Raw genomic sequence first — 15994 nt, forward strand, 5'->3', positions numbered from 1 at the left:
GCCATGCAAGGCCGTCAGCGGCCTAAAATCCCTATCGGACTCAAGCCTTCGCGGCCGTATGCCAGGCATCGCCGATGCGGCGGAAGCACTCCGTCATCACCCGCTCAAAGCTACCGGTGCCGTCGACCCAGCTATAGCGGTCCACCTCGATCTGGTCCGGATCCACCCGAATCACATTGAACGAATTCGATTCCCCGCGCCCGCGCGTGGACGTAGCCGTGCCGGCCTGCACCACCAGCGCCGCGTATCCGGCAAGCTTGTAACGCTTCTCGCTATTGCCCGCGTGGCTGGCATGCAAATGCCCCGCCAGCAGCAAATCGACGCCGCACTCGGAAAACGCCCGCATCGCCATCGGCGCGCGATCGACCAGATCGTCCTTGTCGAACGTCTCCGGCAAATCGAACGGATGGTGCGTGACGATGATGCGCGTCAGGTTGGGATTCACCGCGCTCATGCGCTGTCGCATCTGCGCCAGCTGCTCGTCGTTGATACGCCCATCCTTGAACGTCAACGAACGCGCGGTGTTGATGCCCAGGATGGCGATCTCGTCGTCGATATACTCCGGCGCCAGATCCAGCGTGACATAGCGCGTGTACTTGCGCAGCGGCGTTAAAAAGCGCGTGGCGACGTTGTACAAGGGGATGTCGTGATTGCCCGGCACCACGATCTGCGGCCCCGGCAAAGTGTCGAGAAAGGCGCGCGCGGCCTTGAACTCCTCGGTCTTGGCGCGCTGCGTCAGGTCGCCGGAGACGACCACGACATCGGGCGCGAGCCGCGCGGTGAGTTGCTGCAGCGGCGCCAGCAAAGCCTGGTCGACCCTGCCGAAATGCAGGTCCGATAAATGGACGATGGTTCGCATATTCCCCTCCTACGTGGCCGGCAAGACAGGGACTATCACGCTCAGCGCCTTGGCCCTGGAACGATAGCACAACGGTGGCGTCATCACGGTCACTTCGCCGTCCGTGGCGACACGAATTTGCCGGTGGCGCGTGTCGATCACCAGGTCGGACGACGACAGCACGTCGAAATCCTTGGCCTCCGACAAACGGCCGAACAAGGCGTGGATGGCGTAGCGCAGCAACCCCAGCCGAGTGGGCTTTTGCGCGACATACAAATACATCTTGCCGCTGTCGAGCCGTTCGCGCTCGCCCATGGTCAGGCCCTGCATGTATTCGTTGTTGCCGATGAAGACAAACGGCGTGCGGCGCAGATGCTCGCTGCCGTTGATCTTGAGCCGCACATTCATGAACGGAAAACGCCGCGCGGAGACGAAGACAGCGCGCGCGAACGCGTGCCATTTGCTGCGTCCCAGATGCTTTTGCTGCTTTTCGCGGTCGCGCACGATGTCCGGGTAGATGCCCAGGCTGGAGTTATTGAGGAAGATGCGGCCGTTGACCTCGCCAACATCGACGTCGGCCGGCTGGCCATGCACCACGTTGGCGACGGCCTCGTCCAGGTCAAGCGGGATATTCAAATCCTTGGCGAAGTGGTTCAAGGTGCCGAGCGGGAGCACGCCTAAACGGGTCGTGCTGCCCACCAGCGCCGAGGCGACCGCGTTGATGGTGCCATCGCCGCCACCGGCCACAACGAGGGGAGCGCCATCGGCCACGGCGCGTTTCGCGCGGGCGATCATTTCCTCGCCGCTCTTGGCCAGCGTGATATCGGCTTCGGCGCCTTGCGCGCGGAATTTTTCCGCCAATCCGGCGGACCAGCCGCCGCAGTAACCCTGCCCGGCGCCGGCGTTGACTATGACTACAATACTGTTCAGAGCGTTCCCCTGGAATCGTTCGATAAGCTTTTCGCCTCGCGCCGGCGGCGCAGCGTGGAAATCGCCGTGATGCAAATCGTCAGCCACGCCGCGCTGCCCGCCATGCCGGCCAGGACATCGCTCAGATAATGCGCGCCCAGATAGACGCGGCTGAACGACACCAACAGTATCATTAACGCACAGAACGCCGCTGTGCCCAAACGCACACTCCAGCCCTTGCAGGCAATCATCACATAGCTCGCCAACAGGCCGTAGAACAGGGTCGCTGCCGACGCATGCCCGCTCGGGAAGCTATAGGTCGCCAGCGTCACCAGCGGCTCCTCGAACACCGGGCGGCTGCGCTGGAAGGTGTACTTGAGCAGCACGTTCATCAGCATACCGCCCGGCACGCCAAGCAGCAGCGCCCATATCCAGTAGACCCGGCCCCGCCGCCACAAATAATAGCCAAACGCACAGCCCATCAGGAGTACGCCCGGCATCGTGTGCACGGTCGTTATCGTCATCATGATGCTGGTCATGGGTTCGAAATGGTTGGCGTTGAACCAGTTGGCGATGTGCAGGTCGAGCACGGTGATCTCTTCCTGCCCGGTGACTTCGGACGCGAGGTGGCCGAAAATGGACACGGTGAGCAGCATCATCAGCACCCCGATGGTCAGATGCAGGCCGAATTCGCCGCCTGGAGACAGTCTTGCCTCGATGAAACGCATTGATTTACTGAAAATTTGGTGCTCCCGGATAGATGGCCGTTGAAGTTGACCTAAAAACTACGAAATGGCGAATTTACTGTTTATTTACACAGTACCTGTGTATTCATACAGTACTTATGCTATTCTGAACTCCTCGTTAAACGCTTCTCCCAAAAGGAAAATGTCATGACAACAGTTAATAACAGCTTCAGCTCCCGCTTCGGCCTGGAATATATGCCTACTTCGTTCCTGGTCCGCATGGGCAAACGCGAATTGCTGGTCTGCCGTGATTTCCGCAAGCGCTACTACGCGGTCAACCCTGTCATCGAATGCGACACCGGCGTGCAAGCTGGTCATCTGGAAGTTCTGCTGTGCCGCCGCTGGCTGTTGATCCTGTCGAAGGCGCACTAATGGTTGCCGGTGCCAGCTGCCCCATCCAGTCGCAAGACAGGCCGGCCGATGCCGCGACCTCGCTCGCGCTCCTCACCTGGATCTGGCAGCTGGCGAGCCGTCATCAAAATGATGCCTCGTGCCGCAACCCCGCTGTCGAACGCGTCCAGCCAGCAGTCGAGCCCCAGTTCAATGGCGTTCAACGCTAAGCTATGAAGCCATGAAGCTATGTTAAGGGGTTTTGCCATCACTGCAAGTGTGCGCGCTGTTGCTTTAATGACTTTTTAAGTGAATTTAGCCGCGCCACTTGCCGGCTGCCCTGTCCGCAGTGAGCCTGCACTGAGTCCTTGTCGGTCAGATCGCCACTTAGCTGACATGAAATCCGCCAAGCGCACTAGGCTTTTTCGCACTGCGCGCGAAGAAAATCCCGTAGTTGCAGCACCGTGGGCGTGATCTGCGAGCGATGCATGCACAGCATGTTCAACGGCGTCGGCTCGCCCAGCACGTCCGGCATGAGGATATGCAAGCGGTCAGCCCGGATATCGTCGCTGACATCAAGCCGCGATTTGTAGGCCACGCCCAATCCCGCCACCGCCCAGCGCCGCACCACGTCGGCGTCGTCGGCGCTGCGGTTGCCGTTGACATGTATCGCCACCGCTTCGCTGTCGGCCGCCGAATAAAAACTCCAGCGGTCATGGATCACATCCTCCAGCATAAAGCGCAGACAGTTGTGGCCCGCCAAATCCTTTAGCTCGGTCAGCCGGCCGTGCTGCTTGATGTAATCCGTCGAGGCGACCAGCACGCGGCGGTTGTCCGGCGCCAGCGGCAGCGCGATCAGACTGGAATCCTCCTGCCTGCCGTAACGGATGGCGATATCGACCGGCTGCCGGTACATGTCCGAGACCCGGTCGCTGATGCTGAGCTGAAAACTCACCTTGGGATACTGCGCCTGAAACTCGTCCAGCCAGCCGACCAGCTTATTGCGCCCCAGATCGGACGGCATCGAAATCTTCAGCGTCCCGCCCAGGCTCTCCTGCCCCTGGATCAGCGCGTCGTGCCCATCCTTGAGGAGGCGCAGCGCCTCGCGCGCGTGCCGCAGGTAGTGCTCGCCCTCCTCCGTCAGCCGCAGCGAGCGCGTGGTGCGGGCGAACAGCCGCAAGCCCAACTCCCGCTCCAGCCGCTTGACACCCGCGCTAGCCAGCGCCGGGGAAATCTCAAGCTCCCGCGCCGCCGCCGACAGGCTGCCACGGTCGGCGGTGCGGACAAAAACAGTCAAATCATCAAATCGCAGCATTTTCTTCGTTTTTTTGAAAGTGTTTCGCTGAAGCGCCTCTTTTTCCGCGCCACGAAATAAATGATGATACTCCCATCAGCATCCCAACCCAATCTCAACCCCATCCCGAGGAGAAGTTAATGAAAGCCGTCGCCTACCGCAAGTCCCTTCCCATCGACCAATCCGATTCCCTGATCGACATCGAGTTGCCCGCGCCGCAGGCCCAGGGCCGCGATCTGCTGGTGGAAGTCAAAGCCATTTCCGTCAATCCTGTCGACGTCAAGATTCGCGCCAACGCGGCGCCGGCGGAAGGCGACACAAAAGTCATCGGCTGGGATGCCGCGGGCGTGGTCAAAGCGGTGGGTCCGGACGTGACCTTGTTCAAGCCGGGCGACGAAGTCTGGTACGCCGGCGACCTGACCCGCCCCGGCACCAACAGCGAGCTGCATCTGGTCGACGAGCGCATCGTCGGCCACAAGCCGAAAAATATCGACTTCGCGCAGGCAGCCGCACTTCCGCTGACGGCGATCACCGCGTGGGAGTTGCTGTTCGAACGTTTGGAAGTGAGCCGCGACAAGGGCGTCCAGGGACAATCGCTGCTGGTGACCGGCGCGGCCGGCGGGGTCGGTTCGATTTTGGTACAGCTGGCGCGACAGTTGACCAATCTGACCGTCATCGGCACAGCATCACGTCCCGACACGGCCGCTTGGGTAAAAGAGCTGGGCGCCCACCACGTGATCGACCACAGCAAACCGCTGACAGAAGAGTTCGCCCGCCTGGGCCTGCCGCCGGTGACTTATATCGCCAGCCTGACCCACTCGGATGACCACTGGGGCGCCATCGCCGAACTGATCGCGCCGCAGGGCAAGGTCGCGCTGATCGACGATCCGGCCGCGATCGACGTGCGTCTGCTCAAGCGCAAGAGCGCCTCGCTGCACTGGGAGTTCATGTTCGCGCGCTCGATGTTCACCACGGCCGACATTCAGAAGCAGCATGAACTGCTGAACGACGTGGCAGTGCTGGTCGATACCGGCGTCATCAAGACGACCCTGGCAGAACATTTCGGCACCATCAACGCCACCAACCTCAAGCGGGCGCACGCGCTGCTCGAGAGCAAACGCGCGAAAGGCAAGATCGTGCTGGAAGGCTTTTAAGAGGCGGACGCAGCGGCCGCGCGCTCACGCTCGTGCGTCTGCTGGGCCCGCAGCACGGCCAGTACCGCGCTGTCATGCGCGACCAGTGCTTCCTGCATGGTGCTGGCCGAGATACATGACGTCTCCAGCACCTGCAGGAAAGTCGCCTGGCGGCGCTTCAACCCCTGCGACTGGTAGCCGAGCTGCTCGAACATGCGCCCGACGTCTATGCAATAGCCGCGCAGTTCCCACATGGTTTTTTTGGTGACCTCGATATCGTCGCGCATGCTGTGATCGACATCGATCAGCTCCAGCTGCGCCGGCCCTTCCGTGCCGAAATTGCGTATCGTCGGCAGCCACTGTTCAAACTTGCCGGCGATGCGGCGCATGCGCACGATTTTCTGATCGAGCGTGCGACAGTAGTGCCAGCACAGCCAGCACACCGGCAGGCGCGCCACGAAACGTGGCAGGCCGACGGTGTTGAGGGTGTTTTCAAGTTTTTTGACGGCGGCGATCAGGCGACGTGTGCTGTCGCCGATAGGCAGTGGGGGCATAATGGGGCTCCTGGGTTAGTTCAGGAGCTACATTAGCCGCCGCTAGCCACCTCGCATTTGATACCGCTTAAACTGCGCGCAGATTTATGCCAACACTTTACGCAACATTGCCTTGATACCACGCAACCCTTGGCGTATGCGTGCCTCGTTTTCGATCAAGGCGAAGCGAACATACTCGTCGCCGTAATCGCCGAAGCCGATTCCCGGCGACACGCACACCTTGGCCTCGGCCAGCAGCAGTTTGGAAAACTCCAGCGAACCGAGATGACGGTATGCTTCGGGGATGCGGGCCCAGATGTACATCGACGCCTTCGGCTTCTCGACCGGCCAGCCCGCTTCGCACAGTCCTTTGTGCAGGACATCGCGGCGGCTCTGGTACATCGCGCAGATCTCGCTGACGCTGCTTTGGTCGCCTTCCAGCGCCGCGATCGCGGCCACCTGCACCGGCGTGAAGCTGCCGTAGTCGTGATAGCTCTTGATGCGCGCCAGCGCGGCCACCAGCTCTTTGTTGCCGACCATGAATCCGATGCGCCAGCCGGCCATGTTGTAGCTCTTGGACATGGTGAAAAACTCCACTGCCACGTCGCGCGCGCCCGGCACCTGCATGATCGACGGCGCTTTCCAGCCGTCGAAGGTAATGTCGGCATAGGCCAGGTCGTGCACCACCAGGATGTCGTGCTGCTTGGCCAGCGCCACCACGCGCTCGAAAAACTCCAGCTCCACGCACTGCGCGGTCGGGTTCGACGGGAAGCCAAGTATCATCATCTTCGGCTTCGGATAGCTTTCGCGCACCGCGCGCTCGAGCTCGTCGAAGAAGTCGACGCCGGGCGTCATGCGCACCGAGCGGATATTGGCGCCGGCAATCACCGCGCCCCAGATGTGGATCGGATAGCTCGGATTGGGCACGAGCACGGTGTCGCCGGCGTCGAGCGTCGCCAACATCAAGTGCGCCAGGCCCTCCTTGGAGCCGATGGTGACGATCGCCTCCGAGTCGGGATCGAAGTCGACCTCGTAGCGGTTCTTGTACCACTTGGTGATCGCGCGCCGCAGCCGGGGAATGCCCTTGGAGGCCGAGTAACCGTGGGTGTCGGGCCGGCGCACGGTATCGACCAGTTTGTCGACGATGTGCGACGGCGTGGCGCCGTCCGGGTTGCCCATCGACATATCGATGATGTCTTCGCCGCGACGGCGCGCCGCCAGCTTGAGCTCGGCGGTGACATTGAAAACGTAGGGAGGCAGGCGATCGATGCGCGAAAATCTGCGCGGAGTTTGGGTGTCAGTCATGGATGTCTCACGTAAGCGCCCGGAACCGTCCGAGCGACGTCGATGCAATGTTGCATCGGCATCCATACTAGCTCATCAATTCGCGTTTTAGCAAGGCCTTCGGCGAGAGCGATTTTCGTAGGGCCATGCTATCTCAACGTCGTCAGCGCCGACGCCAGCACGATGGCGGCAATCGCCAGCCATTGCGTCAACGTCAGATGCTCGCCAAGCAGCAGCATGCCAGCCAGCGCGCTCAGCGCCGGCGCGGCGCTGCTGAACATGCTGAACGTGCGCGACGACAGGTTGCGCATCGACAGCATCTCCAACGTGTACGGCAAGGCGCTGGACATGACCGCGATCGCCAGCCCGATTGCCATGTACGACGGCGTCAGCAACACCGCGCCCGAGTACCACGCGCCCACCGGCAGGATGAACAGCGACGCGGCCGTCATGCCCCATGCCACCGACTGCCCGCCATGCATCACCGAGACCCGCTTGCCGAACACAATGTACAGCGCCCAGCATACCGCCGCCCCGGCCGCGTAGGCAACGCCGACCGGATCGAGCTGATCGACATGGCCATGGATCGGCAGCAGGAAATACAGACCGGCAACCGCCAGCCCAATGGCCACCACGTCGCGCGGACGGCGCGACGACAGCACCGCCACCGTCAACGGCCCGGCCACTTCGATCGCCACGGCGATCCCGAGCGGTATCAGATTGAAGGAACGGTAGATCATCAGGTTCATCAGCCCGATCACGCTGCCGTAGACAGCGACATTGCAGGCCTGCGGCCACGTCAGCGGCGTGCGCCACGGCCGGAACACAGCCATCATCAGCAACGCCGCGAAGCCGACCCGGTAAGCCGTCACGCCTTCAACCCCGATCAGCGGGAACAGATGCTTGGCGACGGCCGCACCGACGTTGAGCGAGAGCTGGCTGCACAGCAGCGCGAATCCCGCCAGCAGCGCGCTGCGGCCGACGTGTGATTTGTCATCGGTCATCTATTTTGCCGCCAGTCCCAGCTTGAGCGCGACCGGCTTGCCGATGGCGGCGTCGGTGTTTTCCGGCGCGCCTGTCTGTATCGCGGCGATATTGACGCCCGCCTCTTTCAACGCCGTCACGATGGCCGTGGCGCGCTTGGCGCCCAGTGCCGGCAAGGTACCCTCGGGCAACGGCTGGCTTTGCTCCAGGCGCTCCTGCAACTTGCCGTAGAACGCGCTGGCGTCGGCCACCTGCGGTTCGCCCTGCACGATCTTGCCCAGGCGTTGCAGCATCGGCAGTTTTTTCTGCGCCACTTGATCGGCGGGCTTGGCGTCCTCGTCGGACTCCGCCGCCGGCTTGGTGGCAGCCGCACCCTCGGCCGCCTTCTTCTGCTTCTCCAGCTCGGCCGCGCCGAAGCGCTCGGCATACAGATCGCGCAAGGCGCCGCGCACCTTGCGCTGGCCGATATCAAGCGGACCGGGCTGTTCGTCCGGCGCCAGCTTGATCTCGGCCCGCGTCACCACCAGGCGGCGCACGGCCTGCATCCGCAGCGCGGCGCCATCGGCCGCTTCGTTGTATTGCCCCGGCACCGACAGCTTCAGCTGCGGTTTGCTTGCCAGGATCTTGGCAACCTGGCTCAGCTTTTCGCGCTCCGGCGGCAGCACGGTATCGCTGCCGGCATCGAACTCGACGGCGTCCAGCTTGTCGCCGCTGACGCCGAACAAATTGCCCAGCGCGCGGAACGGCGACAGCGCGACCTTGCCCAGAATGTTGCCGATGGCCTTCCACACCACGGAGCCGTAGCTGAACTGCGGATCGTTCATATTGCCCGACACCGGCACACCCAGATCGATGCGGCCGTTGCTGTCCTTTAGGATGGCCAGCGCCAGCTCCAGCGGCAGCTTGATCGCGTCCGGACTGTCGATGCGCTCGCCGAGGGTCAGGTTGTCGAGCACGATCTGGTTGTTGCCTTGGAGCTGACCTTTGAGCACCTTGTATTGCAGGTCGAGCGAAATCTTTCCCTGCGCGATTTTGTAGCCGGCAAACTTCATCGAGTACGGCGATGCGGACACCATGTCGACGTTCTTGAACACGACATTGACATCGGTGTTGTCGGCCGGGACGAAGGGATTCAACTGGCCGCGTATGCGGGCCAGACCGAAGTCGTCGACGCGGCCGTCGAGCTCGATCTGACTGCGCGCGTCGGCCTTCGACGACAGCCCGGTGATCAGGCCGCTGAGCTCATAAATCTTGGCGCCGAATTGCGGGCGCAAACTCAAATCGGTGAAGTCCAGCTTGGCGTTCTGGAAGCGCACGCGGCGGATGCGCATCGGGAAAGGTTCGCTGGCGGCGGGCGTCGCGGTCGGCGTGGGCGCCGGAGCAGACGCAGGCTCGGGCTTTGTCACCAGCAGCCGCTGCGCATTCAAGCTGCGGTCGTTTTCGATAATCAAGATGGCGTTCGGCTCGACCACGCGCAGCTCGGCCACGTCGAGCACGTTCGGGGACACGCTCAGCGCCAGCTTGTCGGCCCGCACCGACTTCCAGCGTGCGAAGTGGTCGTCGTCTTCCTCGTCAAGCGCCAGCTGGGCCACTTCAAACGAGCCATCGTAGCGCACGGCCGGACTGGCTTTGCTGCCGCCGGCGCCCGTGCGCAGACGTCCCTCGCCGGATACGCTGCCGTCGGCCAGCTTGAGCTTGACGTACTTGCTGAGCAATGGCTGTACCGGCGCCAGCGCCAGCTTGGTCAGCTTCAGCTCGGTATCGACGGCGCCAGTGGCGGGCACCACTTTGCCCTTCGCGGTCAACTGGCCGCCCTCGCGCAAGCCGACGCCACCTTCGAACGCCAGCGGCTTTTTCATATCGCTGCCTACGTCGGCCAGCTTCAGGTTGAAGTCCTGCAGATTAGCTTTGATGCCGCTGCCGGCATCGTCGTAGCGCGCGCCGAATTTGTTCAGCTCAACTGTTTTGACTGAAGCGGTCCACGCTGCCTCATCGGATTTGGCAAGCGCCGAAGCGGCCGGCGTCGCGGCGGCAGCGCCCGAACCCGATCCCGATCCCGGCAAGCTATCGAGGAACATGAACCGGCCGTCCTTGTCGCGTGACAGGTCTAGTACGCCACCGTCCGCATAAAGGCGGCCCAGGCTGACGCGGCGCGCAGCCAGGTCGAGTGCGCCGTCTTCAAAGCCCAGCTGTCCCAGCTTCAACGGCGCGATGGCGCCGCTGGCCAGCGCCAGATTATCCAGCGAGAACGCGGCGTCATCGATGTTGAGCTTGAGCCCGCTGGCTGCGGTTTCCATTTGCAGTTGCAGCTTCAGCTTGAGTTTGTCGGCGCTGATCTTCAGCGCCGGGCTGACGGTTTCATCTAGCGCGTCGACAGCGATATCGTTCAAACCGATCTGTTTGAAGCGCACCTTCCAGCCGCCGTCTTCCTTCGGCGCCGGCTTGGGCGCAGCAGTGGGCGCTGGCGCCGACGGCGGCACCATCAAATTCGCCAGGTCGATCCGTCCTTGGGCGTCGCGCCGCACCGCCAGCGCGCCGCCGTTCAAATTCAGCCCGCCAATATCGACCGAGCGCTTGCCCAGATTGACGCCAACGCCGGCGACATCCAGCGACTTCAGTTTGACGAACGGCGCCGTCACGTCGGCATGGCGCATCGCCAGATCGTTCAACGCCAGGCTGGCGCCGGTCAGGCCCGCTTCCAGCCTGCCGTCCTTGTAGGCGAATTGATAGGGCAACTTTGCCGACAGACGGCCGTCGCTGACGACCACCCGCAGGAACGACTTCAGATACGTGGAAACGCCCGGCAACGCCACGTTCTCCAGCGACAGAACGCCGCTGCCGCCGATCGGATTGAGCGCGGCAGCGCCCTTCCAGCGCAACTTGCCGCCAAGGCCAGCGTCCGCGCTCAAGGTGTAGTTGCCGTTTTCGTCGGGCAGCGTGCTCAGATGGTTCAGCTCGAAGGCGATGGGCGTGAAGGTATCGTTATAGCCGGCATGGCGATCATGCATCTCGACCTTGCCCTGCTCCAGCGCGAAATGTTCGATGATCAGGCGTGGCATGCCGTTATCGCTGTCGTCCTTCTTGCGCTTGTCGAGCGTCTCCATCAGCTGCGCGATGTTGAATTTGCCGTCCGGTGCAATGGCCAGCTGCAGCGACGGCGCGGTGACGCGGATCTCGGCCAGGCTCCAGGCGCGGCGCAACAGCGAGCGCCATTGCAGCTCGACCGCCAGCGCGCCGACGCCCAACAGTGGCGCGCCGTTGGCCTCGGTCAACCGCACATTCGTCGCTTGCAGCCGCAAGGTGAACGGATTAAAACTGACGTCGCCGATGCTGGCTTTGCGTTCCAACTCGGTTTCGACAAACTTGGGAACCTGACTCTTGATCAGCCAAGGCAACGCCCAGCCGCCCGCTAACGCATACACCCCCACCGCGCCGGCCACGCCCAAGCCCCACCGCTTCCACCGTATTGTCATCGCCCGCAAAACCAATCCCTGTGATCTGTATTCAACCGGTAACAGTATAGCAAGTGCAAAGCGTCCTTACTGACATCGAAAAAATGTCCCATGGCTACAAGATGAACGCAAGATGACCGCCCGTCCCGTTCAGGCGTCCAACGGTCGGGAGGCGCAGGTCACCGGCCAAACCGCAGCGTGCCAACGGGGGCCGTTTTGCCTTACACTATCGGACCTCCCTGACCATCGGATTTCCATGCAAGCGCAACTCGACCCGTTTCACGCCGTCGGCATCAGCCGCCTCGCCCATGCCTTGAAGGCGCAGGGCCGCTCCATCATCCACATGGAATTCGGACAGCCGTCGACTGGCGCGCCGCAGGCCGCCATCGACAAAGCCCATCAGGTGCTCGACGCCGACAACATGGGCTATTGGGAAAGCACGCCGTTGAAGGAACGCCTGGCGCGCTTCTACGACGAGCGCTACGGCATCAAGGTCGACGCCAGCCGCTTCGTCATGACCTGCGGCGCCTCGCCGGCGCTGGTGCTGGCGTTGAACTCGCTGTTCTCGCCGGGCGACCGGATCGCGCTGGCGCGGCCGGGCTACGTTGCCTACCGCAACACGCTCAAGGCGCTGCACATGGAACCGGTGGAAATCGCCTGCGGCGCCGAGGTACGCTACCAGCTCACCGCCGCCGCGCTGGCGGCGATCGAACCGGCGCCGGCCGGCGTGATCATCGCCAGTCCGGCCAACCCGACCGGCACCATCATCGCCGCCGACGAGCTGGAGGCCATCGCCCAGGTATGCCGCGAGCGCGGCATCCGCATCATCTCGGACGAGATTTATCACGGCCTGAGCTACGTAGAGCCGGCGCAAACCATCCTCGCGTATGAACCGGACGCGCTGGTGGTGAGCAGCTTCTCGAAATACTTCAGCATGGCCGGCTGGCGGCTCGGCTGGCTGCTGGTGCCGGCCGAACACATCGACCGCACGTGGACCTATTGCGGCAATATGTTCCTGACCGCGCCGTCGCTGAGCCAGCACGCGGCGCTGGCCGCCTTCGACGCGCTCGACGAGCTCGAAGGCCACCTGACCGTGTACACGGAAAACCGCCGCCTGCTGCTGGACGCGTTGCCGGGACTGGGCCTGAACGCCATCGCCCCGCCGGACGGCGCCTTCTACATCTACGCCAGCATCGCCCATCTGACCGACGACAGCCTCGACTTCTGCAAGCGCCTGCTCAACGACACGGGCGTGGCGACGGCGCCGGGTATCGACTTCGATCCGGTCGAAGGCAAGCGTTTCATCCGCTTCAGCTTTGCGGTGTCGACGCCGGAAATCGCCGAGGCGATCCGACGCATGCAGCCATGGTTCGCCGCCCAGGCCGGTGCGATGGTGGCCGGCCAGTGATCAGGGCGGCAAGCCTGTAGCCGCTACGCTTCGGGCATTCCTCGCAGGAATTCGATATCGGACACGGCACGCGACCAGGCCGCGTCCGGATCGAGCGCGGGCGTGTTGTGGATATCGAGTTGAATGTCTTTCAGCGTTCTGCCATCCAGGGATATCCTGTAGCGCAGCGCCGTGTATTCGACGTCGTAGGTGTTTTTCAACCCTTGCTGACGGGTGTAGGTGTCGTGGGAAGCGGGCATGATGTCCTCCTTACGAAAGTGAGCAAAAGCATAGCACGAAGCGATTTGGCATGTCATGTCGACAGGCCAATCGAAGCAGGCCGGTCACTCAATTGACGCAGCGTAAGGTGTCCGGGTTGCGCGCGCATTTCGGCTATCGTCAGTCCTGAGTGATGACGACCAGGAGGCCATATGCTCACCGGACAATGTTTTTGCGGCGCCGTCCGCTACGAAGCCGCCGAGGATACCCGCAACCAGGCAGTATGCCATTGCACCATTTGCCGCCGCACCACCGGCGCCCCGGCCGTGGCGTGGTTCACCGTGGACGCCGCCGACTTCCGCTACACCGCCGGCGAGCCGTCGAGCTTCCGCTCCTCGTCGCGCGCCACGCGCACGTTCTGCCCGCACTGCGGCACCCAACTCACCTTCGCCGATGACGATAGTCCCGACGAGATCGACGTCACGACAAGCAGCCTGGACACGCCGGAAAAAGCGCTGCCGCAAGCGCACATCTTCGTGGCCGACGCGCTGCAATGGCCGGATGATCTGCCGCGTTATCCGCAAAGCAGAAAGACGCCACCGGGCACCGCCTGAGTATCGCTGTGAAATTCCGATAACCGTGCCGCGCTTATTGCCATACTTGCGACTAGCACAGCCGACCAAAGGAACGCCCCATGCTTCACCTTAGACCGACCTGTGAACACTGCAATAAATCCCTGACGCCGCAGGCGCTGGATGCGCGCATCTGCAGCTACGAGTGCACCTTCTGCGCCGGAAGCGAGATAACGTGCACGCGGTTGATCATTCGGCGTGGATCAAGCCGAGGGTCAACCCCTTCAGCGTGGCGGCGGTCCGGGTTGAACATTTCTTGCGCGGCTGGTGTGTTGGATAAATGAAACCAGTGTACGGAGCATGTTGGCAAGGCGGTATCGGGTGAATGACCTATGCCGCCTGTGGGTCAAGCAGAAGCGTCAGCTTACTTTCCCAGTTGCCGCCGTTGCCGTTAGAGGAACCAGCCGTACGGAAATCCATAACGCCAGACATTGAATAGTTCGGAGGAGCTCTCCACGCCACAAATATCCATCGCTTTCGAAAGGTACGACAGCAGCTGGTCGCGTTCCTCGGATTCTGCGCTATCAAACTTGGTCAACGTGGCTTTTAATGCGCGGAGCACGGTCGACCGTTGCGGCCGCGCGGGTAGGTCAGTAATCAGCGATTGAATCGTCGCATCCACCGCTGCCTGCGCGACTGCCCTTTTCTCTTCACTTGCGGCCCCTGGGTAGAACGTAAGGCGATCAGGTCCGAACTTGTGTTCTGCATGCAGAACACGCAAGCGCTGCACAACTTCTGGCGTTACGGTCAATTTCGCGTCATCAAGGCCGGTCGGCCAGACATAGAAGGTCAGACCGGAAGTCCCGGCAAATACAATGGCCGCGACAAATGCGATTGCACCCGCGAATAATTTAATGAACACGTGCGCTCCTGGGTATTAGTTCAATAATGATCAGCAGAGCGACGGCGGAGGCCGCGCGCTGCGGCCGGAAGGATACCATTTTGCTAAGCGTGAAAATGTGCGAATTCTCACTGCCCAATTGACCATCAATGTGCCGATGCGGCAATCGCCGAAGGCGGGCGCTAGGGCTTGGCTTGAGGCGCAACCGGCGCAGGCTGCGCATAAACGACGATGGGCGCCGGTTGCGCTGGCGCAGTTGGTGACGCCTTCGGAACTGCGTTGTTGAGGACGAAGGTCATGATTGTAATGGTGACTGCGGCAACACCGATCACCGTGCCTAACATCCACTTGGTCATGTCCGCGAAGCCTTTCTGCATCTCGGTGCGCAGTTCCGCGAACTTGGCGTCGACCCCAGCGAACTTTGCATCGACCCCAGCGAACTTTGCATCGACCCCGGCGAACTTTGCATCGACCCCGGAAAACTGGCCATCGACCCGAGAGAACTTGCCATCAATCTTGACTTCGATGGTCGCAATGCGACCATCCATCCTGGTTTCGATGGTTTCGAGTCTCGCGTCGAGCACTTCTTTGCTGATGGCGTCCATACGTCCATGATCGAACGGTTCCCGGCCGTTGTCAAACGTCTTAGGCCGGGCTTTGATGCAGCGCATGAGGAGTGAGTCGTTAAGCCGTGGCTTCGTGCTCGTCAGGCCGACTGCCGGAGCGGCATGGTCGACGTACGCGACCGGCGCCGGGTCGCGGTCAGCGCGGAGGACGCGCGCCGCTGGCTCGACCCGGCACTCACCGTCGAGGAAGCCGAGCACCTGGCGCGCACGGCGATGCTCAATGTCGATCTGTTCGAATGGTTCCCGGTGAGCCGCGTGCTGAATACCGGCGCCGACGGGCCAGAGATGGGGCAGCCCATCGAGCTGAGGTACAAACTACCCGACAGGCGCCCCGTGTTCTTGACGAATGGGAAAGTTAATATTGCCGCCTCGAGGTACGCGTCGGCGCTCTTTCCGGACCAAGATTAAATCTCTTCCGGCGAAAACCTCTTCGAAGAGCAAATGCTCAGCTTCCCACACGCAAAACCAAGTCGCGTCGAGCTCGTGTGCCTGCGGCTCATCATCGGCGCAACCGATGATCACCATCTCGTGATTAGTCCCAGCCACGCGCACCAGGTCGCCAGCGCCCATTCCGAACATACTCTTCTCCCGCCAAGCAACCTAGGGCTTTCAGCCTAGCAGGACTGTGGTCAAATTCAATTGAAACGCAGTGCGGAAAAGAAAGTATGGCAGGGGCCTACCCTACAGCCCGAGGCGAGATAATTTGGGATACTTAGAAATCTGCGATTCGGATGGGTTAAAATCAGCTAAAGCATTGATTTTCAAGGAATACGGAGGGGTACGACG

Annotated in this window: 16 protein-coding genes and 1 pseudogene; 6 read left to right on the forward strand and 11 right to left on the reverse strand. The window is 62.0% G+C overall.

The annotated features are described in order from the left end of the window. Positions 1-40: 40 nt before the first annotated feature. From ACZ0BA_RS13905 to ACZ0BA_RS13915, 3 genes are read right to left on the reverse strand one after another with little or no spacing between them, the layout of a single operon-like run. Positions 41-859: a metallophosphoesterase family protein gene (locus ACZ0BA_RS13905; protein WP_463451844.1), complete on the reverse strand. Its 819-nt coding sequence runs from the start codon at positions 857-859 to the stop codon at positions 41-43. 9 nt (positions 860-868) lie between these two features. Further along, positions 869-1855 carry a diacylglycerol/lipid kinase family protein gene (locus tag ACZ0BA_RS13910; RefSeq protein WP_463451845.1) on the reverse strand — a complete coding sequence of 329 codons (987 nt, stop codon included), beginning with the start codon at positions 1853-1855 and terminating at the stop codon, positions 869-871. Continuing rightward, a complete protein-coding gene (locus tag ACZ0BA_RS13915; RefSeq protein ID WP_463451846.1) occupies positions 1765-2475 on the reverse strand; it encodes a phosphatase PAP2 family protein in 711 nt (236 codons plus the stop codon). The genes ACZ0BA_RS13910 and ACZ0BA_RS13915 overlap by 91 nt, the downstream gene beginning before the upstream one ends. Before the next feature lie 165 nt (positions 2476-2640). Between ACZ0BA_RS13915 and ACZ0BA_RS13920 the strand changes: the two genes are divergently transcribed. Then, positions 2641-2865, forward strand: a complete 225-nt coding sequence (locus ACZ0BA_RS13920) for a hypothetical protein (protein WP_209719781.1) — start codon at positions 2641-2643, stop codon at positions 2863-2865. Positions 2866-3238: 373 nt separating this feature from the next. Here the strand turns inward: ACZ0BA_RS13920 and ACZ0BA_RS13925 are convergent, their stop codons facing one another. Next, positions 3239-4138, reverse strand: a complete 900-nt coding sequence (locus ACZ0BA_RS13925) for a LysR family transcriptional regulator (protein WP_463451847.1) — start codon at positions 4136-4138, stop codon at positions 3239-3241. Positions 4139-4257: 119 nt separating this feature from the next. On the opposite strand from ACZ0BA_RS13925, the gene ACZ0BA_RS13930 reads away from it, so the two are divergent. Continuing rightward, on the forward strand, positions 4258-5271 hold the full coding sequence (locus ACZ0BA_RS13930) for a zinc-binding alcohol dehydrogenase family protein (protein ID WP_463451848.1): 1014 nt from the start codon (positions 4258-4260) through the stop codon (positions 5269-5271). Here ACZ0BA_RS13930 and ACZ0BA_RS13935 read toward each other — a convergent pair. From ACZ0BA_RS13935 to ACZ0BA_RS13950, 4 genes are all read right to left on the reverse strand, one after another. After that, positions 5268-5804, reverse strand: coding sequence for a hypothetical protein (locus ACZ0BA_RS13935; RefSeq protein ID WP_463451849.1), 537 nt, complete (start codon positions 5802-5804; stop codon positions 5268-5270). The genes ACZ0BA_RS13930 and ACZ0BA_RS13935 overlap by 4 nt on opposite strands. 84 nt (positions 5805-5888) lie before the next feature. Then, a complete protein-coding gene (alaC, locus tag ACZ0BA_RS13940; protein WP_463451850.1) occupies positions 5889-7088 on the reverse strand; it encodes an alanine transaminase in 1200 nt (399 codons plus the stop codon). Positions 7089-7216: 128 nt separating this feature from the next. Then, entirely contained in the window at positions 7217-8071 is an 855-nt protein-coding gene (locus ACZ0BA_RS13945; protein WP_463451851.1) for an EamA family transporter, read from the reverse strand. Further along, a complete protein-coding gene (locus ACZ0BA_RS13950) occupies positions 8072-11524 on the reverse strand; it encodes a DUF748 domain-containing protein (RefSeq protein WP_463451852.1) in 3453 nt (1150 codons plus the stop codon). Between the two features lie 235 nt (positions 11525-11759). Between ACZ0BA_RS13950 and ACZ0BA_RS13955 the strand changes: the two genes are divergently transcribed. Beyond that, positions 11760-12911, forward strand: coding sequence for a pyridoxal phosphate-dependent aminotransferase (locus tag ACZ0BA_RS13955; protein ID WP_463451853.1), 1152 nt, complete (start codon positions 11760-11762; stop codon positions 12909-12911). Between the two features lie 23 nt (positions 12912-12934). On the opposite strand, the gene ACZ0BA_RS13960 is transcribed toward ACZ0BA_RS13955, so the two are convergent. After that, positions 12935-13150, reverse strand: a complete 216-nt coding sequence (locus ACZ0BA_RS13960) for a hypothetical protein (protein WP_463451854.1) — start codon at positions 13148-13150, stop codon at positions 12935-12937. Between the two features lie 171 nt (positions 13151-13321). On the opposite strand from ACZ0BA_RS13960, the gene ACZ0BA_RS13965 reads away from it, so the two are divergent. Next, the gene (locus tag ACZ0BA_RS13965; RefSeq protein ID WP_463451855.1) at positions 13322-13723 is read left to right on the forward strand and encodes a GFA family protein; all 402 of its coding nucleotides are present in this window, start codon (positions 13322-13324) and stop codon (positions 13721-13723) included. A gap of 80 nt (positions 13724-13803) precedes the next feature. After that, positions 13804-13902: pseudogene (locus ACZ0BA_RS13970) on the forward strand (DUF1272 domain-containing protein); the annotation flags it as partial. 230 nt (positions 13903-14132) lie between these two features. Here the strand turns inward: ACZ0BA_RS13970 and ACZ0BA_RS13975 are convergent. Beyond that, a complete protein-coding gene (locus ACZ0BA_RS13975) occupies positions 14133-14603 on the reverse strand; it encodes a DUF4844 domain-containing protein (RefSeq protein ID WP_463451856.1) in 471 nt (156 codons plus the stop codon). Positions 14604-14764: 161 nt separating this feature from the next. Then, positions 14765-15187: a CCDC90 family protein gene (locus tag ACZ0BA_RS13980; protein WP_463451857.1), complete on the reverse strand. Its 423-nt coding sequence runs from the start codon at positions 15185-15187 to the stop codon at positions 14765-14767. Positions 15188-15310: 123 nt separating this feature from the next. On the opposite strand from ACZ0BA_RS13980, the gene ACZ0BA_RS13985 reads away from it, so the two are divergent. Continuing rightward, the gene (locus ACZ0BA_RS13985) at positions 15311-15616 is read left to right on the forward strand and encodes a hypothetical protein (RefSeq protein ID WP_463451858.1); all 306 of its coding nucleotides are present in this window, start codon (positions 15311-15313) and stop codon (positions 15614-15616) included. The last annotated feature ends 378 nt before the right edge of the window (positions 15617-15994 follow it).

The sequence above is a fragment of the Duganella sp. AC917 genome (assembly GCF_979258245.1).